This is a genomic window from Mycobacterium sp. BMJ-28, assembly GCF_054404835.1.
This window is the reverse complement of the sequence record NZ_CM136783.1, coordinates 2,227,474-2,249,560: the sequence shown is the minus strand read 5'-3', so window position 1 is coordinate 2,249,560 and position 22,087 is coordinate 2,227,474. Positions and strand designations below refer to the sequence as shown.

Annotated in this window: 19 protein-coding genes; 9 read left to right on the top strand and 10 right to left on the bottom strand. The window is 68.3% G+C overall.

Going from position 1 to position 22,087, the window contains the following annotated elements; all coding sequences use genetic code 11:
• Positions 1-11: 11 nt before the first annotated feature.
• The gene (locus ACXPWS_RS11100; protein WP_458712477.1) at positions 12-1,658 is read left to right on the top strand and encodes a (2,3-dihydroxybenzoyl)adenylate synthase; all 1,647 of its coding nucleotides are present in this window, start codon (positions 12-14) and stop codon (positions 1,656-1,658) included.
• Between the two features lie 5 nt (positions 1,659-1,663).
• On the opposite strand, the gene ACXPWS_RS11095 is transcribed toward ACXPWS_RS11100, so the two are convergent.
• The 4 genes from ACXPWS_RS11095 to hemW form a co-directional block, all read right to left on the bottom strand.
• Complete coding sequence (locus tag ACXPWS_RS11095) at positions 1,664-3,004, bottom strand: salicylate synthase (protein ID WP_458712476.1); 1,341 nt, start codon at positions 3,002-3,004, stop codon at positions 1,664-1,666.
• A 70-nt stretch (positions 3,005-3,074) separates the two neighbouring features.
• Positions 3,075-4,826, bottom strand: a complete 1,752-nt coding sequence (locus ACXPWS_RS11090; protein ID WP_458712475.1) for an ABC transporter ATP-binding protein — start codon at positions 4,824-4,826, stop codon at positions 3,075-3,077.
• Positions 4,823-6,673 (bottom strand): ABC transporter ATP-binding protein, encoded by a 1,851-nt coding sequence (locus tag ACXPWS_RS11085; RefSeq protein WP_458712474.1) that lies wholly within the window; start codon positions 6,671-6,673, stop codon positions 4,823-4,825. The genes ACXPWS_RS11090 and ACXPWS_RS11085 overlap by 4 nt, the downstream gene beginning before the upstream one ends.
• 96 nt (positions 6,674-6,769) lie before the next feature.
• Positions 6,770-7,903, bottom strand: a complete 1,134-nt coding sequence (gene hemW, locus ACXPWS_RS11080; protein WP_458712473.1) for a radical SAM family heme chaperone HemW — start codon at positions 7,901-7,903, stop codon at positions 6,770-6,772.
• Between hemW and ACXPWS_RS11075 the strand changes: the two genes are divergently transcribed.
• From ACXPWS_RS11075 to ACXPWS_RS11050, 6 genes are all read left to right on the top strand, one after another.
• Positions 7,882-8,091 carry an Ms4527A family Cys-rich leader peptide gene (locus tag ACXPWS_RS11075; RefSeq protein ID WP_458712472.1) on the top strand — a complete coding sequence of 70 codons (210 nt, stop codon included), beginning with the start codon at positions 7,882-7,884 and terminating at the stop codon, positions 8,089-8,091. The genes hemW and ACXPWS_RS11075 overlap by 22 nt on opposite strands.
• Positions 8,092-8,206: 115 nt before the next feature.
• Positions 8,207-9,874, top strand: coding sequence for a nitrite/sulfite reductase (locus tag ACXPWS_RS11070; protein WP_458712471.1), 1,668 nt, complete (start codon positions 8,207-8,209; stop codon positions 9,872-9,874).
• Between the two features lie 4 nt (positions 9,875-9,878).
• Positions 9,879-10,580 carry a phosphoadenylyl-sulfate reductase gene (locus tag ACXPWS_RS11065; protein WP_458712470.1) on the top strand — a complete coding sequence of 234 codons (702 nt, stop codon included), beginning with the start codon at positions 9,879-9,881 and terminating at the stop codon, positions 10,578-10,580.
• A 13-nt stretch (positions 10,581-10,593) separates the two neighbouring features.
• Complete coding sequence (locus ACXPWS_RS11060) at positions 10,594-11,304, top strand: sirohydrochlorin chelatase (RefSeq protein WP_458712469.1); 711 nt, start codon at positions 10,594-10,596, stop codon at positions 11,302-11,304.
• Positions 11,305-11,366: 62 nt separating this feature from the next.
• Positions 11,367-12,011, top strand: a complete 645-nt coding sequence (locus tag ACXPWS_RS11055) for a TetR/AcrR family transcriptional regulator (protein WP_458712468.1) — start codon at positions 11,367-11,369, stop codon at positions 12,009-12,011.
• 3 nt (positions 12,012-12,014) lie between these two features.
• A complete protein-coding gene (locus ACXPWS_RS11050) occupies positions 12,015-12,944 on the top strand; it encodes a sterol desaturase family protein (protein ID WP_458712467.1) in 930 nt (309 codons plus the stop codon).
• A gap of 49 nt (positions 12,945-12,993) precedes the next feature.
• Here ACXPWS_RS11050 and ACXPWS_RS11045 read toward each other — a convergent pair whose 3' ends face one another.
• From ACXPWS_RS11045 to ACXPWS_RS11025, 5 genes are all read right to left on the bottom strand, one after another.
• Complete coding sequence (locus ACXPWS_RS11045; RefSeq protein ID WP_458712466.1) at positions 12,994-14,043, bottom strand: sulfate/molybdate ABC transporter ATP-binding protein; 1,050 nt, start codon at positions 14,041-14,043, stop codon at positions 12,994-12,996.
• Positions 14,044-14,061: 18 nt separating this feature from the next.
• Positions 14,062-14,874, bottom strand: coding sequence for a sulfate ABC transporter permease subunit CysW (gene cysW / locus ACXPWS_RS11040; protein WP_458712465.1), 813 nt, complete (start codon positions 14,872-14,874; stop codon positions 14,062-14,064).
• Positions 14,871-15,737, bottom strand: a complete 867-nt coding sequence (gene cysT / locus ACXPWS_RS11035; protein WP_458712464.1) for a sulfate ABC transporter permease subunit CysT — start codon at positions 15,735-15,737, stop codon at positions 14,871-14,873. The genes cysW and cysT overlap by 4 nt, the downstream gene beginning before the upstream one ends.
• Positions 15,734-16,768: a sulfate ABC transporter substrate-binding protein gene (locus ACXPWS_RS11030; RefSeq protein WP_458712463.1), complete on the bottom strand. Its 1,035-nt coding sequence runs from the start codon at positions 16,766-16,768 to the stop codon at positions 15,734-15,736. The genes cysT and ACXPWS_RS11030 overlap by 4 nt, the downstream gene beginning before the upstream one ends.
• Before the next feature lie 357 nt (positions 16,769-17,125).
• Positions 17,126-17,320 carry a hypothetical protein gene (locus ACXPWS_RS11025; RefSeq protein ID WP_458712462.1) on the bottom strand — a complete coding sequence of 65 codons (195 nt, stop codon included), beginning with the start codon at positions 17,318-17,320 and terminating at the stop codon, positions 17,126-17,128.
• Between the two features lie 29 nt (positions 17,321-17,349).
• On the opposite strand from ACXPWS_RS11025, the gene ACXPWS_RS11020 reads away from it, so the two are divergent.
• Positions 17,350-18,570, top strand: coding sequence for an FAD-dependent oxidoreductase (locus ACXPWS_RS11020; RefSeq protein WP_458712461.1), 1,221 nt, complete (start codon positions 17,350-17,352; stop codon positions 18,568-18,570).
• A gap of 56 nt (positions 18,571-18,626) precedes the next feature.
• Positions 18,627-20,609 carry a glycoside hydrolase family 15 protein gene (locus ACXPWS_RS11015; RefSeq protein ID WP_458712460.1) on the top strand — a complete coding sequence of 661 codons (1,983 nt, stop codon included), beginning with the start codon at positions 18,627-18,629 and terminating at the stop codon, positions 20,607-20,609.
• Here the strand turns inward: ACXPWS_RS11015 and ACXPWS_RS11010 are convergent.
• A complete protein-coding gene (locus tag ACXPWS_RS11010; RefSeq protein WP_458712459.1) occupies positions 20,606-21,859 on the bottom strand; it encodes a thioester domain-containing protein in 1,254 nt (417 codons plus the stop codon). The two genes, ACXPWS_RS11015 and ACXPWS_RS11010, sit on opposite strands and share 4 nt — an antisense overlap.
• Positions 21,860-22,087 lie beyond the last annotated feature (228 nt).

Genomic DNA, 22,087 nt, shown 5'->3' with positions numbered 1-22,087 from the left:
AGGGCAGACCCGTGACCCTGACCACGCCGCAACCGGCGGAATCCGCAGCACAGACCACCCTGCATGCCGGTTTCACCCCCTTCCCGGCCGACCGTGCCGCGAAATACCGCGAGGCCGGCCACTGGACCGGCCGGACCATCGGCGAGGTCCTGCGCACCGCGGCGCAGACGTGGCCCGGCAATATCGCGGTCGCCGACCCGACCTCCTCGCACACCTTTGCCGAGCTGGACACCCTGGCCGACCGCGCCGCCGGCGGGTTCGCCGCACTGGGCATCGTGCCCGGCGACCGGGTGCTGTTGCAGCTGCCGAACTCCTCGCATTTCGCCGTCGCCCTGTTCGGGCTGCTGCGCGCGGGCGCCGTCCCGGTGATGTGCCTGCCGGGCCACCGCCTCGTCGAACTGAGCCACTTCGCGACCGTCAGCGGCGCCGTCGCGCTCGTCATCGCCGATACCGCAGGCGGATTCGACTATCGCGCGATGGCCGAGGAGCTGGTGGCGGCCCATCCCACCGTGCGCCACGTCGTCGTGGACGGTGACCCGGGCCGGTTCCTGCCCTGGTCGGTGCTGACCACCGAGGCCACACCGCCCGCCGTGCACCCGGCCACCGACTCCCCCGCCCTGCTGCTGGTGTCCGGCGGTACCACCGGCGCGCCCAAGCTGATCCCGCGCACGCACGACGACTACGTCTACAACTTCACCGCGAGCGCGCGGCTGTGTGCGCTGACCCCGGCGGACGCCTATCTGGTGGTATTGCCTGCCGCGCACAACTTTCCGCTGGCCTGCCCCGGCCTGCTGGGCGCCGTGAGCTCCGGCGCCGCCACCGTGTTCACCACCGATGCCTCGCCGGAAGCCGCGTTCGCCGCCATCGACCGCCACCGCATCACCGTCACCGCGCTGGTGCCCGCCCTGGCCAAGCTGTGGGCGCAGGCCTGCGAGTGGGAACCGCAGGCACCCACGGGACTGCGGCTGCTTCAGGTCGGCGGCGCGAAGTTGGGGGCCGACGACGCCGCGGCGGTGCGCGCCGCGCTGACACCGGGTTTGCAACAGGTGTTCGGCATGGCCGAAGGCCTGCTGAACTACACCCGCCTCGGTGACGACCCTGATCTGCTGGACCGCACCCAGGGCCGCCCGCTGTCCGACCTGGACGAACTCCGCGTGGTCGACGAGGCCGGCCAGGACGTGGCCCCCGGTGCGGAAGGCGAGCTGCTGGTGCGCGGGCCCTACACCCTCAACGGGTATTTCAATGCGCCGCAGGACAACGCCCGGTCGTTCAGCCCGGACGGCTTCTACCGAAGCGGCGACAAGGTGCGACGTGGCCCCAACGGCTACCTGGAGGTCACCGGCCGCGTCAACGATGTCATCACCCGCGCCGGCGAGACGGTGTCGGCGCTGGACCTGGAAGAGCACCTGATCACCCATCCGGGGATCTGGGCGGCCGCCGCAGTGCCCATGCCCGACGAGTTCCTCGGCGAGAAGATCTGCGCGGTCGTGGTATTCAGCGGCGCACCGGTCGGCCTCGCCGACCTCAACACCTACCTGGACGGTCGCGGAGTGGCCGCGCATTCCCGGCCGGACACCCTGGTCGCATGGCGGTCACTGCCCACCACGGCCGTCGGCAAGACCGACAAGAAGGCGATCCTGGCACGACTGGCCGGCTGAGCCGGTCAGTCGCGCGGCACCAGGTACGGCGCGAGGGTGGTGAGCTTCTCGCAGGTCTCCTCGAACTCGCGGTCCGGATTGGACGCGGCGATGATGCCTGCGCCGGCGCGCAGCCACGTGCTGCCGTCCTGCTCGTAGACCGCACGCAGGGTCAGCGCCGCATCCATCTCGCCACTGGCGGTGAACATCACCACCGCACCCGAGTACAGCCCGCGCGGCGTCTGGTCCAATCGCAGGATGGCATCGACGCTCTCGGCCTTGGGGATCCCCGATGCCGTCACCGCCGGGAACAACGCCGCCAGGGCGTCCATCCGGTCCAGCGCCGGGCTCAGCCGGCCACCGACCGTCGAACCCAGATGCTGGACGCTGCCGCGCTCCCGGATGGTCATGAAGTCGTAGACCATCGCGGTGCCCGGTTCGGCGACCTCGGTGATCTCCTGCATCGAGGTGCGGACGGAGATGGCGTGCTCGACGATCTCCTTGGAATCGGATTCCAGTTCGTCGCGGGCAACCCGGTCCTCGTCGGCCCCCCGGCCCAGCGCCCGGGTGCCTGCCAGCGGTTCGGTGAGGACGGTGCCGTCCTCCTGTACCGCGGCGACCAGTTCCGGGCTGTAACCCAATGCGCGAATCCCGCCGAACCGCAACAGGAACGACCGAACCGGGGTGTTGTACCGCCGGCCCACCCGATACGTCGCCGGGAAGTCCAGCGCGAAGGGCACATCGAAACGCCGGGACAGGATCACCTTCTGGTACCGACCGGACTGAATCTCTTCGATCGCGGTGGCGACCCGCTGCCGGTACCGCGCGGTGTCCGCACTGACATCGAGCGGGCGGGGGTTCGGGGTGGGCTCCAGGCCGCGGGCGAGCAGCCGTTCGATCGCCGCCGGGTAGGTGGTGTCGCCGCCGACGACGGTGGCCTCGGTGTCGGTGACGATGACCTGATGGCCCGGCAGGAACAACCGGGCCAGCGCAGTGCCCGCCGGCAGCTGTTCAGCCAGACCGAATCGGTAGGCGCCGAATTCGAAAGCAACCCAACCGAACAGCCGCTGACCTTCCAGCAGCAGCCGGTCGACCGCCCCGCCGAGGACCGCCTCGGGCCGCCCCGTCCAGGGGCGCCGGGTCACCACCCCGTCGGTGATCAGCCGCAGCTCGTCGGAGTCCAGCTCGATGGCGGTGGCCACCTCACTTGCCAGGATCCACTGACCGCGCTGTTCGTAGACGAGGTATTCCTGGCCGTCGTCTTCGGCCATCCGGGCCAGTTCGGCCACGACATCGGCGGGGGTGATACCCGGCGGCAGCGTCAGCGGAAGCACCACAACGTTTTCCGCCCTGGTCTCCACGGTCACCTTTGCTTCACCTTGAGAGTCAACCTAAGCACCAGGTTAATTTAGCCTAACCTAGCTTACTGTTGGAGCTCTACCTCGGTGTGAGTTGGCCGACCGTCCGCGCCATCGACCAGCCGGACGCCGAGACCCGCTGCGCCCAGAAGTCCGCGTACTGCCCGCCGCGCGTCATCAACTCCGCGTGCGTGCCGATGTCGGCGACCGTCCCGGCACCCGAGAGCACCACGATCGTGTCCGCGGCGGTGACGGTGGACAACTTGTGCGCGATGACGATCACCGTGCTGCGTTGCGCCAGCGTGCGGATCGATTCCGCGACATGACGCTCGTTCTCCGGGTCCAGCGCACTGGTGGCCTCGTCGAACAACACGATCGGAGCATCTTTGAGTAGCGCGCGTGCGATCGAAACCCGTTGTCGTTCACCGCCTGACAGCGCCGAACCGCCCTCCCCGACCCGGGTCTGCCAGCCGTCGGGCAACCGCGCCAGCACCGCCGTCAGACCTGCAGTGTCGGCGGCGGCGGCGATCTCGGCCGCCGTCGCATCGGGGCGGCCGATCCGGACGTTCTCCCAGAGGGTGTCGTCGAACAGGTAGACGTCCTGGAACACCAGGGACAGCTGGGCCATCAGGTCGGCGGTCCGCAGGTCGCGAACGTCCACACCACCGACTCGCACCACGCCCGCGTCGGTGTCGTAGAACCGGGCGATCAGTCGGGTCAGCGTGGTCTTGCCCGAACCTGACGGGCCGACCAGTGCGGTCATACTGCCCGGTTCGGCGACGAAACTGATGTCGGTGGCCACCACGCGGCCTGGATAGCTGAATCCGACGTGGTCCAGCTGCACCCGGCCGGGAACCGAAATGGGATGCGCCACTTCGGGTTCCGGCAACGCCGGGGTGTCCAGGATCGCGGTGATCCGGCCCAGCTCGGTGCGCGCCATCCGCATCGCGGATCCGTATTCGGCCAGCGCCGCCAGCGGGGAGGCGAACCGGGCGGCCAGCCCGATGATCGCCACCGCGGTGATCGGGTTCAGGTCACCGTGCACCGCGATCCATGCGCCCGTGGCGATCAGCACCGAGAAGACCGCCTGCACGGCCACCCCGTTGAGCATCAGGCCGGCCACCGAACGCCACACCGCCCGCCGGCCCACCCGATGCTGGGCGTCCAGCGCGGCACTGAGCGGGGCGAAATCGGAGCCGGTGCGGCCGAACGCCCGCAGCACGGGCTGGCACCGGGCGAATTCCACCACCCGCGTGTTCACCTCCACCTCGGCATCGTGATTGAGCATCTCGGCGCCCGCGATCAACCTCGACGCAAGCCCGCCGCAGCCGACCAGGATCAGCCCGCCGACCAGTGCCACCACCGCGATTCGCCAGTCGAACAGCGCCAGCCCGACCACCACGGTCCCCGCGCTCACCGTGTTGAGCACGATGGGGGTGATCAGGTGCGCACCGCTGGTGCCCACGAAAGTGGTGCCTTTGACCGCGATCTGGGAGACCGAGCCGACGGTGTCGCGGGTGAACCAGCCCAGCGGCAGGGTGACCATGTGATCGCCGAGTCTGCGGTGTAGCAGCCTCATGGTGGCCAGCGCCATCCGCATGGCCCGTGCGGACTGCACGTACTGGGCCACCGCCCCGGCGACGACCACCACGGCCAGCACGGCCAGCCACCGCGCCGCGTCGGCGTACCGTCCGTCGAACAGGGCCTGGGACATGGGCACCAACAGCACCATCGCGATACCGTGCAGCACGCCGTAGGCGCTCACCCAGGCCAGGTAACCGAACATCAGCCCGCGCTGCGGGCCCAGGATGCGCAGGAATCCGCGGATCATCGTGCACCCTCGTATTTCTCGGCGTTGCCCGCGCTGTACACCCGCCACATGTCGGCGTACTGCCCGTCGCGGGCCAGCAGCTGGTCGTGGCGGCCTTGTTCGACGACGCGGCCGCCGTCCAGGACGACGATGTTGTCCGCCCCGGTGATCGATCCGAGCCGGTGTGCGATCACCAGCACCGTGCGCCCGGCGATCAGCCGGGACAGCGCGGCCTGGATCTGAGCCTCCGAGTCCGGGTCCGCCGAGGCGGTCGCCTCGTCCAGGACCAGCACCGGGGCATCGGCCAGCAGCGCCCGCGCGATGCTCACCCGCTGCGCCTCGCCGCCGGAGAAGTGCGCGTCCACCCCGACCACCGAGTCGTAACCCCTTGGCAGTTCCAGGATCCGGTCGTGTACGAGGGCCGCTTCGGCCGCCCGGTAAACGTCTTCGCGGGTCGCGTCCGGGCGGCCCAGGGCGATGTTGTCGGCCACGCTGATCCCGAGCAGTTGCACGTCCTGCAAGACGAAGCCGACGTGCCGGTACAGCACCGCCGGGTCGATATCGCGGACATCGACCCCGCCGACGCGCACCGCGCCCGCGGTGGCGTCGTGGAACCGGGGCACCAGGGTGGCCAAGGTCGACTTACCGCTGCCCGACGGCCCGACCAGCGCGGTGACCGTACCGGGGGTCAGGCTCAGGTCCACCTCGTGCAGCACCGTGTTGATGCCGTCGTAGCTGAAGCTGACGGCATCGAAGTCGACCGAGTTACCTTGAGGCTCTTGTGGGTTGGTGGACACCTTCAGTTTCGGTTGATCGAGCAGCCCGACCAGCCGACCCGCGGCGGCCTGCGCCTGCTTGCGGATGCCGGCCGAGTAGCCGACGGCCAGCACGGCCGCCGGGATGGTCATCGCGACCAGCGTGGAGCCCAGCACGTCGATCGGGGTCACCCAGCCGCTGCGCACGAACCAGTAGCCGCCCGCCAGGTTGACCAGCAGCACGGTGGGCGCCTCGATGAAGATCGACGAGGCCGCCTTGACCCGCACCATCGGGCCCATCCAGCCGGCGAAGCCGTCGTTGAACTCCTCGGCCGCATCGGCGAACCGCTTGTGCGCCCGGCCGGTCTCGCCGAACGTCTTGACCACGGCCACTCCCGCGATGAACTCGACGATGGTCGCGCTGATCCGCGCGATGCCCGCGTTCATCCGTTCCATCTGCACCCGGACGTCGCGGCCCAGCCACATGTACACGCCCAGATAGACCGGCGCGGTGCCGATGGCCAGCAGGCCCAGCCGCCAGTCCAGCGCGAAGCAGTACGCCAGCCCGAATGCCGGGGTGGCCAGTGCACCGGTGTTCTCCACGGCGGAGTGGGCGACCAGGAAGTGCAGTTCGCCGACGTCCTGCTGCACGGCCTTGCGGACCTCACCGGACGAGGTGCCGTTGAACCAGCCCAGCGGCAGCCGGCCCAGTGTGTCGACGATGCGCCGGCGCAGGGACCGCTGCAGGTCGCCGTCGGCGAGGTGGGTGAGCGTCAACGCGGTGCCGTTGGCCCAGGTCCGGATCAACAGGGCGGCGATCACGACGGCGACGATCGTCGCGATCCGCGGTGCGTCCGTCCCGCCGCCGGCCAGCAGGGTGCGGCCGATCTCCACGATGCCGATGAACGGCGCCACGGTGGCGGCCGAGGCGATCAAAGTCAGCACCTGTGCGATCCGGGTGCGCCCGGCCACCGGGGCCAACAGGGCGGCCAGCGCCAGCGCATCGGCGCGGGCGGCCTGCCGTGCGGCGAGTCGGGTGTACTTCGCGGTCACCCTGGGTTGCTGCGGTGGGGTGGTCCCGGCCCCGCCGAGGGCCGGCTGTACTGCGGTCATCCACGCTCCATAGGTAAGGGTTGCCTAATACCCTAACCCGGCCGCGACTCGTGGAGCCTGGCCCGTGACCATCACGGGCCGGACCCGACAAATCGCTCAGTCCAGCAGGGTGCGCACCACCGCATCGGCCAGCAGCCGGCCCGGGTCGGTGAGCACCAGGCGGTCGGCGTCGCGCACCACCAAGCCGTCACCGATGGCCACCTCGGCGCGGCTGCGCTCATCCGGGGACAGCACCGCGACCGGCAACCCGCTGCGCAACCGCAGCCGCAACATCACGTCCTCGGTGTGCCGGGTTCCCTCGTCGAGGGTCTCCGAATCGGCCACCGGCAGTCGCCGCGCACTCAGGGATTCCGCATAAGCGTTGGGGTGCTTGATATTCCACCAGCGCGTCGAGTCGACGAAACCGTGCGCTCCGGGTCCCGCGCCCCACCACTGGCCGCCGTCCCAGTAGCCGAGGTTGTGCCGGCACTCCCCGCCGGGCGCGCTCCAGTTGGACACCTCGTACCACCTCAGCCCGGCCGCCGACAGCGCCGTGTCGAGCAGCTCGTACCGGTCGGCCAGCACATCGTTGTCGGGCGCGGGCAGTTCCCCGCGGCGCACCCGCCGGGCCAGCGCGGTGCCGTCCTCCACCACCAGCGCGTAGGCCGAGACATGGTCCACCCCGGCCGACAGCGCCACCTCGATCGAGCGGCGCAGGTCGGCGTCGGTCTCGCCTGGCGTGCCGTAGATCAGGTCGAGGTTGACGTGCTCGAAGCCCTCTGCGCGCGCCTCCACCGCGGCAGCGGGCGCCCGGCCGGCCGAATGCACCCGGTCCAGCACGGCCAGCACGTGCGGCGCGGCCGACTGCATGCCCAGCGAGATCCGGGTATAGCCCGCTGCCCGTAGCCGGGCGAACAATGCCGGTGAACTGGACTCCGGGTTGGCCTCCGTGGTGACCTCGGCGTCGGGTGCCAGGACGAAATTGTCCCGGACCGCGTCGAGCACCCCGGCCAGGCCGTCACCGCCGAGCATGGTGGGCGTTCCGCCGCCCACGAATACCGTGTCGACCAGCCGCGATCCGACCTGTGCCGCCGCCAGTTCGAGCTCGATGCGCACCGCCGCCAGCCAGCCCTGCGGGTTCGCCCCACCGAGTTCGGCCGGCGTGTAGGTGTTGAAGTCGCAGTACCCGCAGCGACTGGCGCAGAACGGTACGTGGATGTAGATCCCGAATGGTCCGGCCGGCGCGCTCACCCGACCAGTGTCCCAGAACGGGTTTTGCTCACCGTGATCGCAAATCTGGCCCGGTTAGGGCTGATGGCAGGGGTCGTGGCAGAATGTCGGTCGTGACTGCCGCCCGTAACAGCACCACCGGAATTGCACTGGTGGCACGGCGGCATGTCGACTTCAAGCGCGTGTGTAGCTGTTGCTGTTTGCCTTGAGGCCGTAGACCTGTCCACCTGTATTTCCAGCTGGCCGACGGATCTGCCCCGCCGGACAGCCACCGGTGGCCCAGTGCGATCCCTCCGCCGGCTCCTCCTCTGAAGGAGCCCATTCATGACCACTGCCAAACCCGTGAAGCGTCCGCGCGGTGAAGGGCAATGGGCACTCGGTTACCGCGAGCCGCTGAACGCCAACGAGCAGTCCAAGAAGGACGACAATCCGCTCAACGTGCGCGAGCGCATCGAGAACATCTACGCACCCGGTGGCTTCGACAGCATCGACAAAGGTGACCTTCGTGGACGTTTCCGCTGGTGGGGCCTGTACACCCAGCGCAAGCCAGGGTTCGACGGCACCTGGACCGGTGACGAGAACACCGACATGCTCGAAGACGAGTACTTCATGCTGCGGGTCCGCAGCGACGGCGGCGCGCTGACCGCGGCCGCCTTGCGCACCCTCGGTGGCATCTCCACCGAATTCGCCCGCGACACCGCCGACATCTCCGACCGCGAGAACATCCAGTACCACTGGATCGAGGTGGAGAACATGCCCGAGATCTGGCGCCGGCTCGATGCCGTCGGGCTACAGACCACCGAGGCGTGCGGCGACTGCCCGCGCGTCGTGCTGGGTTCGCCGCTGGCCGGCGAGTCCCTCGACGAGGTGATCGACGGCACCCCGGCCCTGAACGAGATCGTCAAGCGCTATATCGGCAAGAAGGAGTACTCCAACCTGCCGCGCAAGTTCAAGACCGCGATCTCGGGTCTGCAGGATGTCGTGCACGAGGTCAACGACGTCGCGTTCATCGGCGTCGAGCATCCCGACCACGGCCCGGGCTTCGACCTGTGGGTCGGCGGCGGCCTGTCAACCAACCCGATGCTCGCCCAGCGCGTCGGCGTGTGGGTGCCGCTGGACGAGGTCCCCGATGTATGGGAAGGCGTGGTCAGCATCTTCCGCGACTACGGCTACCGCAGGCTGCGGGCCAAGGCCCGGCTGAAGTTCCTGATCAAGGACTGGGGCGTCGAGAAATTCAGGGAAGTTCTCGAGACCGAATACCTCAAGCGCCCGCTCGTCGACGGCCCCGCCCCCGAGCCGGTCACCCGGCCCATCGACCACGTCGGCGTGCAGCGCCTGAAGAACGGTCTGAACGCGGTCGGCGTGGCCCCGGTCGCGGGCCGAGTCTCGGGCACCATCCTGACCAAGGTCGCCGACCTGGCCGAGTCCGTCGGCTCGGACCGGATCCGGTTCACGCCGTACCAGAAGCTGATCATCCTGGACGTCCCGGATGACAAGGTGGGCCAGCTGCGCGCGGAGCTGGACGCACTCGGCCTGCCGTCCACCCCATCGCACTGGCGACGCAACCTGATGGCCTGCACGGGCATCGAGTTCTGCAAGCTGTCCTTCGCCGAGACCCGCGTCCGGGCACAGAGCCTGGTGCCGGACCTGGAGCAGCGCCTCGAGGACATCAACAACGAACTCGATGTGCCGATCACGGTCAACCTGAACGGCTGCCCGAACTCGTGCGCCCGCATCCAGGTCGCCGACATCGGGTTCAAGGGCCAGATGGTCGACGATGGCAACGGACCCGAAGAGGGCTTCCAGGTGCACCTGGGCGGCAGCCTGGGCCTGGACAGCGGTTTCGGGCGCAAGCTGCGCCAGCACAAGGTGCTGTCCACCGAGGTCGGCGAGTACATCGAACGTGTCACGCGCAACTTCGTGAAACAACGGGAGCCCGGCGAGCGTTTTGCCCAATGGGCCGTCAGGGCCGACGAAGCCGATTTGAGGTGATTGTGTGAGCGTGCGAACCGAGAGCGACCTGATCGAACTGGCCGAGCGCGGCGCGGCCGAGTTGGCCGGTGCCGGCGCGGAGGAACTGCTGCGCTGGACCGACGAGCATTTCGCCGGCGAATACGTGGTGGCGTCCAACATGCAGGACGCCGTGCTGGTGGAGATGGCGGCCAAGGTGCGCCCCGGGGTCGACGTGCTGTTCCTCGATACCGGTTACCACTTCGCCGAGACCATCGGCACCCGGGACGCCGTCGAGGCGGTCTACGACGTGCGTGTGGTGAACGTGGGGCCCGAGCAGAGCGTCGCCGAGCAGGACCGGCTGCTGGGCAAGGACCTGTTCGCGCGCGACGCGGCGGAATGCTGCCGGTTGCGCAAGGTGCAGCCGTTGAGCAAGGCGCTGTCGGGTTATTCGGCGTGGGTGACCGGAATACGGCGGGTCGAGGCCCCCACCCGGGCCAACGCCCCGCTGATCACCTTCGACAAGGCGTTCGGGTTGGTGAAGATCAACCCGATCGCCGCGTGGAGCGATGACGATATGCAGGCCTATATCGAGGCCAACGACATCCTGGTCAATCCGCTTGTCTACGAGGGATATCCGTCGATCGGGTGCGCGCCGTGCACCAGCAAGCCCGTCGAGGGCGCGGACCCGCGCAGCGGCCGGTGGGCCGGTCTGGCCAAGACGGAATGCGGCCTGCACGCGTCATGAGTGTGCTGCGGACGTGAGGGGCAACAGCGCGCTGGTGCTCACCGCGCACGGTAGCGCCGACCCACGCTCTGCCGCGACGGTGCACGCGCTGGCCGACACCATTCGCCGGTTCCGGCCGGGTATCGAGGTGGTTGTGGCGTTCTGTGAACAGAATTCGCCGCATCTGGTCGACGTGCTGCGCACCGTCGGCGACCGCGCCGTGGTCACTCCGCTGCTGCTGGCCGACGCGTACCACGCGCGGGTGGATATCCCGGCCATGATCGCCGAGTCCGGCGTGCCCGCCCGTCAGGCCGAGGTACTGGGCGAGGACGACCAACTGGTGGCGGTGCTGCGCCGCCGGGTCGCCGAGGCCGGGGTGTCCCGGCTCGACGGTGTCGGGGTCATCGTCACGGCGGTGGGTTCCTCACGCCCAGAAGCGAATTCACGTACCGAGAGTGTTGCCGACCACTTGGTGGCGCACACCCGGTGGATCGCGGCCACCGCATTCGCGGCCGGGCCCCGGCCCAATCTGGCCGCGGTCGCCGACGAACTACGGGACCGCGGCGCCACCCGGCTGGTGATCGCGCCCTGGTTTCTGGCGCACGGCCGGATCACCGATCGAGTGTCGGCGTTCGCGGCCGCGCACGGGATCGCGCTGGCACAGCCACTCGGACCGCACCGGCTGGTCGCCGAGACGGTACTGGACCGCTTCGACGCGGTCTGCTCCGCCCGCGCCGCCGCCTGACCCCGCCGCGCAGTCCGCGCTTGGATAGTGGCGCCAATTCAAATAGTTGTTACTATTTGAATATGTCCACCAATGCCACACCACGCCGCCTCACCAGGGCCGAGAGCAGAGAACGCACCCGACGTCAGCTTCTCGACGCCGCCGCCGACGTCTTCGCCCGGCGCGGATATGCCGCGGCGTCCGTCGACGAGATCGCCGAGTCGGCGGGATTCTCGGTCGGCGCCGTCTACTCCAACTTCGCGAACAAGGATGAGTTGTTCGCCGCCCTGATGACCGACCGGGCCGTCAACCACATGGACGAAGTGGCCGACATCTTCGACTCCGCAGATGCGCTGTCGCAGGACCCGTTACAGGGGCTGGGCCGGATGCTCATCGCGATCGCCGACAAGGACCTGCACGTCGCGGTGCTGAAGACGGAATTCTGGCTGCATGCGGTGCGGAATCCGGAATTGATGCGCATCGAGGCCGACGCCTCGGCACGCACCCTGGCCGCGGTTCGCGAGATCCTGGCCGGCGTCCTGGACCGCAACGACGTCGACCGGGACGAGGTGTCGGTGGACGATTTCGCCACCGTGACGCTGGCATTGTTCGGCGGTTTGATTCGGCAGCGCCGCACCGACCCCAGCCGGGTGTCCGATGACATGTTCGGCCGTGCGATGCGATGGCAGATCGCCGGCATGCCCAAGAACTCCGACCGGAGGCAGTGACCCGTGGAATGGATCGGCAACATCGGGCTCTACGCGATCCCGGCCTTCTTGTTCCTGCTCGGCGTCGAGCTGGTCGGCGACCGTCTTGAGCGCAGGCGGGACCAGTCCGCGGACGCCAAACCCGCACCGCGGCAACGGGTCGGCTTCTCCCGGCGCGACACACTGACCAGTCTGTCGGTGTACGGATTGGGCCGGATCGCGCGGTTGTTCGAGCACTTCATCACCTTGCCCATCGTGGTGGTCACCGCGGCGCTGGCACCGGTCACCCTTTCGGCATCGCACTGGTGGGTCTGGGTGCTGGCCATCGTCGGTGCCGATCTCGCCTACTATGCCGAACACCGCATGAACCATCGGATTCGGCTGTTCTGGGCGGCGCACAGCGTGCATCACTCCAGTCAGCATTTCAACGTGTCCACCGCCGTACGGCTGCCGTGGCTGATTCCGGGAAGATTCCTGACGTCGGCGGTCTACATCCCGATGGCGCTTGCCGGTATCCCGGTATGGCTGATCTTCCTGAGTCAGGCCATCGTTCTGCTCTACCAATATCCGTTGCACACCGAGTTGATCGGCAAGCTGCCCGCAATCGTCGAGTACGTGTTCAACACCCCGTCACACCACCGCGTGCACCACGGCGCCAACAACCCGTACCTGGACAAGAATTACGGCGGAATCCTGATCGTCTGGGACCGGCTGTTCCACAGTTACGCCGAGGAAACCGAGCGGGTCCGTTTCGGATTGACCAAGAACATCGACACCTTCAACCCGGTCAAGGTGAACTTTCACGAGTTCACCTCGATGGTGGCCGACATCTGGCGGGCCCGGACGTGGCGGGGGCGCCTCGGATATCTGCTGGCGCCGCCGGGCTGGACCGAACCGCAGCAGGCACCGGCCGGCCGGGATCAGCTCCTGCCGCAGGAGTCGGTGACCCGATGACGCGCAACTGCCCGACCCCCAACGGGGTCGGGCAGTCCGCAGCCCGGGTCTACACCCCCGACAGCGCCACTTCCTGCGGGGCATCGCCCACCAGGTTCGGCACCCGGGTGGCCCGCACGTACACGGTGTCGCCCTGCTTGAGTCCGAGCGCCTCCGCGTCACCGCGGGTGATCTGCGCGGTGAACGGCATCTGATCGGTCGCGCTGGTCAGCTCGACGCGAACTTCGAAGCCCAGCACCACGATCCGGTCGATAACCGCCCGGATCACACCAGTGGCCGCGACATTCGGATCTTCGCCGACGATGGCCAGTTCGGGGTTACGGCCGACCCGGATATCGTGCGGGCGTACCAGCGAGCCGTTCACCGAGGACACCGCGCCGAGGAAGGACATCACGAACGAGTTCGCGGGCTCGTCGTAGACCTGGGTCGGCGAGCCGACCTGCTCGATGCGGCCCTTGTTGAGCACCGCGATACGGTCGGCCACATCCAGCGCCTCGGCCTGGTCGTGGGTCACCAGCACGGTGGTGACGTGTACCTCGTCGTGCAGCCGGCGCAGCCAGGCCCGCAGGTCCTCCCGGACCTTGGCATCGAGGGCTCCGAACGGCTCGTCGAGCAACAGCACCTGTGGATCCACCGCGAGCGCCCGAGCCAGCGCCATGCGCTGGCGCTGGCCGCCGGAGAGCTGATTGGGGTAGCGGGTCTGGAACCCGGCCAACCCCACCACCTCCAACAGGTTGTCGACCTTGTCCTTGATCTCGGCCTTGGGCCGCTTGCGGATCTTGAGACCGAAAGCCACGTTGTCCCGCACCGTCAGGTGCTTGAACGCGGCGTAGTGCTGGAACACGAAGCCGATCCCGCGGCGCTGTGGCGGCACCCCGGTCACATCCTTGCCCTTGATGGTGATCTCACCCGTGTCGGGGGTGTCCAAGCCGGCGATCGCACGCAGCAGCGTCGACTTGCCCGAACCACTGGGCCCCAGCAGCGCGGTCAGCGAGCCCTCCGGCACGACGAAGTCGATATTGTCCAGCGCCACGAAGTCGCCGTAGCGCTTGTTGGCGCCCTTGACGGTGATGGCGTTGCCCGTCTGGTCAGCAGTCATGGAAAGTCTCCTCGTGCTCTATTTTGCCGCCCGGGCGCGCCGGGCGTCGAGAATCACCTGAACAACGAGCACCAGCACGGCAACCGTCATCAGCAAGGTCGAGACCGCATACGCGCCGTATTCCTGGCCGCGGCTGTAGCGGTCGGACACCAACAGCGTCAGCGTCTGGGAGGTGCCGGGCAGATTGGACGACACCATGATCACCGCACCGAACTCGCCGAGGGTGCGGGCGACGGTCAGCACGATGCCGTAGGTCAGGCCCCACCGGATGGACGGCAGGGTGATCCGCCAGAACGTCTGCCACCACTGCGAACCCAGTGTGGAGGCGGCTTCCTCCTGGTCGGTGCCCAGCTCGTGCAAGACGGGTTCGACCTCGCGGATGACGAACGGGACGGTGACGAAGATGCTGGCGAGCACGATGCCCGGCAGGCCGAAGATGATCTTCAAGCCCAGGTTGTTCTCCACGAACCCGAGCAGTCCGGCACTGCCCCACAGCAGGATCAACGCCACACCGACCACCACCGGCGACACCGCGAACGGCAGGTCGATCACGGCCTGCAGCGCGCTCTTGCCGCGGAACCTGTTGCGGGCCAACACCAGTGCCGTCGGCACCCCGAACAGCACGTTCAGCGGCACCACGATCGCGACCACCAGCAGGGACAGTTGCAGCGCGGAGATCGCGGCGGGCGTGGAGATCGAGGCGAAAAACGCGCCGACGCCCGGCTCGAAGGTGCGCCAGAGGATCAGGCCGACCGGGACGAGCACCAGGATGGCGATGTAGGCCAGCGCCAGGTACCGCACCAGGTAGCGCACCGCGGGTGAGAGCGTCACCTCGCCAGCTCCTCACGCTTGGCCGCGCGCGAACCGACGGCGCGCAGGACGAACAGCACGACGAACGAAACCAGCAGCAGCACAATGGAGATCGCCGCTGCGCCGGTGCGGTCGTCGTTCTCGATCAGGGTGCGAATCCACTGCGAGGACACCTCGGTCTCCCCCGGCACCGCGCCACCGATCAGCACGACCGAACCGAATTCACCGATCGCACGGGAGAACGCCAGACCGGCGCCGGACAACAGCGATGGCAGCAACGCGGGCAAGATGATCTTGGTCAGGATGGTGAAGCTGTTGGCGCCCAGCGAGGCCGCCGCCTCCTCGACCTCGCGGTCGAGTTCCAGCAGTACGGGCTGCACCGAACGCACCACGAACGGCAGCGTGACGAACAGCAGGGCCACACCGACGCCCCACTTGGTGTGCTGCAGATGCAGATCCACCGGGCTGTTGGGACCGTACAGCGCCAGCATCACCAAGCTGGCGACGATGGTCGGCAACGCGAACGGCAGGTCGATGACGGCATCCACCAGCCGCTTGCCCGGGAAGTTGTCCCGGGTCAGCGTCCAGGCCACCAGCAGTCCGAAGACCAGGTTCACCAGTGTCACGCCGACGGAGATCGTCACCGTCACCTTGAACGATTCCAGCGCCGCGTTCGAGGTGACGGATTGCCAGAACGCCGTCGCACCGCCACCGGCGGATTGCCACACGATGGCCGCCAGCGGCAGCAGCACGATCACCGACAGCCAGATCGAGGCGGCCCCCACCCTCAGCGACGTGGCGCCGAAGGGGCGGCCCCGGCCGGGAGCCGGGGCCCCGGGAGCCGCGGCTCCCGGGGCCCCGGCATCAGTGGTGACAGAGGTCATCCGGTGGCCTGCTTGTAGATCTTGGTGATGCTGCCATTGTCCTTGTCGAACAGCGCTGGGTCGACATCCTTCCAACCGCCCAGATCGGCAATGGTCCACAACTTCTCCGGGGTCGGGAAGTCCTTGGCGAAGTCGGCGGCCACCGCGGGATCGACCGGGCGGAACCCGGCCTCGGCCCACAGCTTCTGGCCGTCGGCGGTGTAGAGGAAGTTCTTCAGGGCGGTGGCCTGCTGCAGGTGGGCGCTGCTGCTCACCACGGCGACCGGGTTCTCGATCTTGAAGGTCTGCGGGGGGTTGATGTGCTCGACATCCTTGCCCTGGCGCTCGACGTTGATCGCCTCGTTCTCGTAGCTGATCAGCACGTCACCGGTGCCCTGCAGGAACACGTCGGTGGCTTCGCGGCCGGAGCCAGGGCGGGTCTTGACATGCTCGGTGACCAGTTTGTTGATGAAATCCAGGCCGGCGGCCGAGTCCTTGCCGCCGTTGCTCTTGGCCGCGTACGGCGCCAGCAGGTTCCACTTCGCCGATCCGGAGCTCAGCGGGCTCGGGGTGACGACCTCGATGCCGGGCTTGAGCAGGTCGTCCCAGTCCTTGATGCCCTTGGGGTTGCCCTTGCGCACCACCAGCGACACGACCGATCCGAACGGGATGCCCTTGGTGGCGTCGGCGTTCCAGTCCTTGGCCACCTTGTCGGCCTTGACCAGGCGGGTGACGTCGGGCTCGACGGAGAAGTTGACGATGTCGGCCGGCTTGCCGTCGACCACACCGCGCGACTGGTCACCGGAGGCGCCGTAGGACGTGGTGACCGCGACGCCCTTGCCTTCGGGGGTGGCGGCGAAGGCCGGGATGATCTTGCTCCAGCCCGGCTCAGGCACGGCGTAGGCGACCAGAGTCAGCGTGGTGTCGGCCTTCTGGCCGCCGGTGTCGCCGGCCACGTCGCTGGATCCCCCACCACCGCACGCGGCGAGCAGGGTCGCCGACACGGCCAGCGCTGCAGCCGCGCTCCAGCGCGACTTTATTCTGTGGGACATTTACGGCCTTCCTTGGTTGTGACGGGGTGGGGCGGAGATGAGCCCGTCACGACGGAGGAGATGGCCGGGGAACGATGGCTGGATGACAGCCACAACCGACGCCAAACCGCGAGACGGGTTGGGGTCAGCGACAACAGTGCACAGCGATGCCAGCGCAAAGATCAACGGCAGACAGAGCCAGGACATGGCTCGTCATGCTGCCGGACACTGCGTGCATGGCGCGAAGCCTAACAGAATCGGCTCAGCCCGCCGTACGAGTGTGTCCCAGACCGCGTCAGCGGGTGAAGTACCAGGTCACCAGCACCAGCGCGACGAGGACGAGCAGGATGAGCGTGACCCGCGACCGGGGCATCTGATTCACTGCGGATCCTCTTCCTGATGACGGGCCTTGCTCAGCACTTTGATGGTGTTGCCCAGGGCGCCGTCGAGCACCACCGCGATGCCGTAGGCCAGCGCCAGCACGACCGGCATCACCACCGCCGTCTGCGCGACGAAGCCCAGCCCGGACAGCCACAACTCGACGCCGTCCCACCAGCTCAGGATCCCGTCCATTCCGACCACAGTAGTGCCACCATGAGTCCATGCCGACAACCCCAGAACGCACCGGATGCCTGATCGCCGGGGGTGGACCGGCAGGAATGATGCTGGGCCTGCTGCTGGCCCGCGCCGGTGTGGACGTGACCGTGATGGAGAAGCACGCCGACTTCCTGCGTGACTTCCGCGGCGACACCGTGCATGCCAGCACCTTGCGCAACCTGGATGAACTGGGGCTGGGCAACGCCTTCGCGGCAGTGCCGCACCGGCTGATCGAGTCCATCTCGATGTCGGTACAGGGCACCCCGGTGAGCATCGACCTGCGTCATCTTCCGGGACGGCACAAGCACATCGCGCTGGTGCCGCAGTGGGACTTCCTGGAACTGCTGGCTTCGGCGGCTAACCGGGAGCCCTCGTTCACCCTGCTGCGCAGCACCGAGGTGCTCGGTCCGATGCGCACGGCGGATGTGGTGACCGGTGTGCGCTACCGCGCCGCCGACGGTGCGATCCGCGAGATGCACGCCGATCTGACGGTCGCCTGTGACGGCCGCGGTTCGACGCTGCGCGACGAAATGGGCCTGGTACCCAGAAATTTCGGGGCACCGATGGATGTCTGGTGGTTCCGGCTACCGCGCTCCCAGGATGATCCACCGGGCCTGGCCGGCGTGCTGGGGACGGGCCACATGATGATCGCCATCGACCGGGGTGACTACTTCCAGTGCGCCTACGTCATCCCCAAGGGCAGCGACGCCCGGCTGCGCGCCGAGGGGATCGGCGCCCTGCACCGGGCCGCGACGGAACTGGTGCCGTGGCTTGCCGACCGGATCGCCACGCTCGCGAGCTTCGACGAAGTGAAACTGCTCGATGTACAGCTCAACCGACTGCGCCGCTGGTACACCGACGGTCTGCTGCTGATCGGCGATGCCGCGCATGCGATGTCACCGGTCGGCGGGGTCGGGATCAACCTGGCCGTCGCCGATGCGGTGGCGGCCGGCCGGATACTGGCCGGGCCGTTGCGCACCGGCCGGGTGCCCACCCGGGAGCTGGCCAGGGTGCAGGCCCGGCGCTGGGTCCCGACCGCGTTGATCCAGGGTGTCCAGCGCGCCATCCACGCCAACGTGATCGCGAAGGCGGTCAATGGTGGCGTCACATCCGCACCGGCGGCCGTCCGGGCCTTCGACCGGATTCCGTTGCTGGGCAGCATCGCCGGCTATGGCGTCGCGATCGGGCCGCTTCCCGAGCACGTCCCGGCGTTCGCCCGGCGATGAACCGCCAACCCCCTACCGGTGGACGGCGGGCCGCTCGGCGGTCGATGATGTCCGGCATGGTCCTGGAACACACCGATCACGACGCGCCGCTATCCGTCACCGCACCCGTTCCGTACGTGACGGCCGGTGGAGCGTTGCGCAACCCGTTTCCGCCGATCGCGGACTACGCGTTTCTCTCCGACTGCGAGAACACCTGCCTGATCTCGGCGGCCGGCTCGGTGGAATGGATGTGCGTGCCGCGCCCGGATTCGCCCAGCGTGTTCGGCGCCATCCTGGACCGCGGCGCCGGGCACTTCCGGCTCGCCCCCTACGGCGTCAGCGTCCCCTCGGCGCGGCGTTACCTGCCCGGGTCGTTGATCATGGAGACCACCTGGCAGACCCATACCGGCTGGATGATCGTGCGCGACGCGTTGGTGATGGGGCCCTGGCACGACATCGACGCGCGCTCGCGCACCCACCGTCGCACCCCGATGGACTGGGATGCCGAACACATCCTGCTGCGCACCGTGCGCTGTGTCTCCGGGGTGGTCGAGTTGGTGATGAACTGCGAACCGTCGTTCGACTACGGCCGTCAGGCGGCGACGTGGGAGTACTCGGCCGCCGCCTACGGCGAAGCGATAGCCCGCTCCCACAAGGACCCCGAGGCCCACCCCACCCTGCGCTTGACCACCAACCTGCGCATCGGCCTGGAGGGGCATGAAGCCCGGGCCCGTACCCGGCTCACCGAAGGTGACAACGTCTTCGTCGCGCTGTCTTGGTCGAAACATCCGGCGCCGCAGACCTTCGAAGAGGCGTCGGACAAGATGTGGAAGACCAGCGAGTCGTGGCGTCAGTGGATCAACATCGGCGACTTCCCCGACCATCCCTGGCGCTCGTATCTGCAGCGGTCCGCCCTTACGCTGAAGGGGCTGACCTACTCGCCCACCGGCGCCCTGCTGGCGGCGCCGACGACGTCGTTGCCCGAAACGCCTCAGGGCGAACGCAACTGGGACTACCGCTACTCGTGGATTCGGGACTCCACATTCGCGTTGTGGGGCCTGTACACGCTGGGCCTGGACCGCGAGGCCGATGACTTCTTCTCCTTCATCGCCGACGTGTCCGGGGCCAACAACGGCGAACGCCACCCGCTGCAGGTGATGTACGGCGTCGGCGGGGAACGTAGCCTCGTCGAGGACGAGCTGCACCACCTGTCCGGTTACGACGACGCCCGGCCCGTCCGTATCGGCAATGGCGCCTACAACCAGATGCAGCACGACATCTGGGGCACCATGCTGGACTCGGTGTACCTGCACGCCAAATCCCGCGAGCAGATCCCCGAAATGCTATGGCCTGTCCTGAAAAGCCAGGTAGAGGAGGCCATCAAGCACTGGAAGGAACCAGACCGCGGCATCTGGGAGGTGCGTGGCGAACCGCAGCACTTCACGTCCAGCAAGATCATGTGCTGGGTGGCCCTGGACCGCGGCTCCAAGCTCGCCGAACTGCAGGGCGAGAAGTCCTACGCCCAGCAGTGGCGCGTAGTCGCCGAGGAGATCAAGGCCGACATCCTGGCGCATGGGGTGGATTCCCGTGGCGTGCTGACCCAGCGCTACGGCGATGACGCGCTGGACGCCTCGCTGCTGCTGGCGGTGCTGACCCGGTTCCTGCCGTCCGACGATCCGCGCATCCGGGCCACCGTGCTGGCCATCGCCGATGAGCTCACCGAAGAGGGTCTGGTGTTGCGTTACCGCGTCGAGGAGACCGACGACGGGCTGTCCGGCGAGGAAGGCACCTTCACCATCTGCTCGTTCTGGCTGGTGTCCGCGCTGGTCGAGATCGGTGAGGTGAGCCGGGCCAAGCATCTGTGTGAGCGGTTGCTGTCCTTCGCCAGCCCGTTGCACCTGTACGCCGAGGAGATCGAGCCGCGCACCGGGCGCCACCTGGGCAACTTCCCGCAGGCGTTCACCCACCTGGCGCTGATCAACGCGGTGGTGCACGTCATCCGGGCCGAGGAGGAAGCCGACAGCACCGGGGTGTTCCAGCCGGCGAACGCGCCCGGCTAGGCCTGGTAGCTGATCTCGAAGTCGATCACGGTCGGCGTCGGCACCGCCAGCGCGACCGGCGTCAGCCGGTCATCGTCATAGGCCACGCCGGTGATGACCCTGCCGCCGATTCCGTCGGATGCGGCAGGGACACTCGCGGTCACCACGATGGCACCGCGGTGGCCGGCCGGACGCAGGTAGATCTCACGCCCGGGCGCGACCGGCCCGTCGATGCGGGTGCCGGCCCGGTCGACCAGGGCGGCGCCGGTCACCGTCAGTGCCGCGGTGTCGGTCGCATCGAAGCGGAACGGCCCCAACACGCCGTCGGCGTCCAGCACCGCGCGGTCGGCGGTGAGCCTGGGCACCACGGTCAGGCGCCGGGCGGTGTCCGCGCCGGCCCGCAGATAGTCGTACAGCGCGACGACGCGGTCGTTGTTGCGGTAGGTGCCGGAGCCGGCGAGCGAGAACGTCACCTCGTCGATCTCGAGTGCGCCCGCGCCGGCAATCACCTGCAACCGGTAGTGCCGGTATCCGCGATGCCTACGCCCGGGCCGGGTGCCCGAGGTGGTCGCGCCCACACCCAGGGTGGTGCGGTGCCGCCCGGCGCCGGAGTCCACATTCAGCTCCGAACCGGCGACATCGCGCCAAGTGCGGCCGTCCGCCGACTTCTGCAACACCAGCGAGGCGGGCGCATCGGTGCTGAGTTCGACTGTGTAGCTGCCCAATTGGGGTTCACCGTCGAACTCGAAGGTGATGCCGTCGCGCTCGCGGCCAACGGCCACCGGCACGTTGAGCGGCCGGTTGTCCAGCGCGAGCCCGTTGGTGAAGTACCAGATCGCCGCCTGCGTCGCCGCGATCGCCTCGTGCTCGGCAAGGTGCGCACCGCCCAGCCGGTATCCCGCCGCCTGCACCCGCCGGCTCAGTTCGGCGGTACCCAGGGTCGGGAAGGAGTTGCGGATGATCCAGTCGACTTCGGCCTCGTATGCCCTGGCCGCGACGTTGGGCACGGCGGACCAATTGGCCGGCCGGTAGCGCGACGGACGCGTGGGCGCCACCCCCAGAAAGTCCAGCGAATACGCATCGATGTTGGGGTTGAGCCTGATCAGGTCGGTGCGCGCAGCGGTCCCGTCGGCGAACACGACGGTGTCGACGGTCGGCGAGTAGGTGCCGGCGCGGTACCGGGTCATCTTGGTGATCTCGGCGTCGCGGCGGATGACGCGACGCACCGCGACGGCGCGGCGCGGGGAAACAAGCGGAGACAGGACGGTCATCGTGCGTTGGCTTTCTGGTGGCTGTGGAGAGCGCGCATCCAGGCACCGCCAGAGAAGGGCGGGTAGACACGCGAAGGGCCGGCGTCAGAAAATCAACAACAACAACAGAGCACGACGACAACGCGCGCGATACCGCAGCGCATCCTCGCGTCGTGAACCATGGGCCCCACCATACGGCAAACCGTCGAGAACGCCACCCACACCAGGTACCGAGGACTTTTCCCTCTC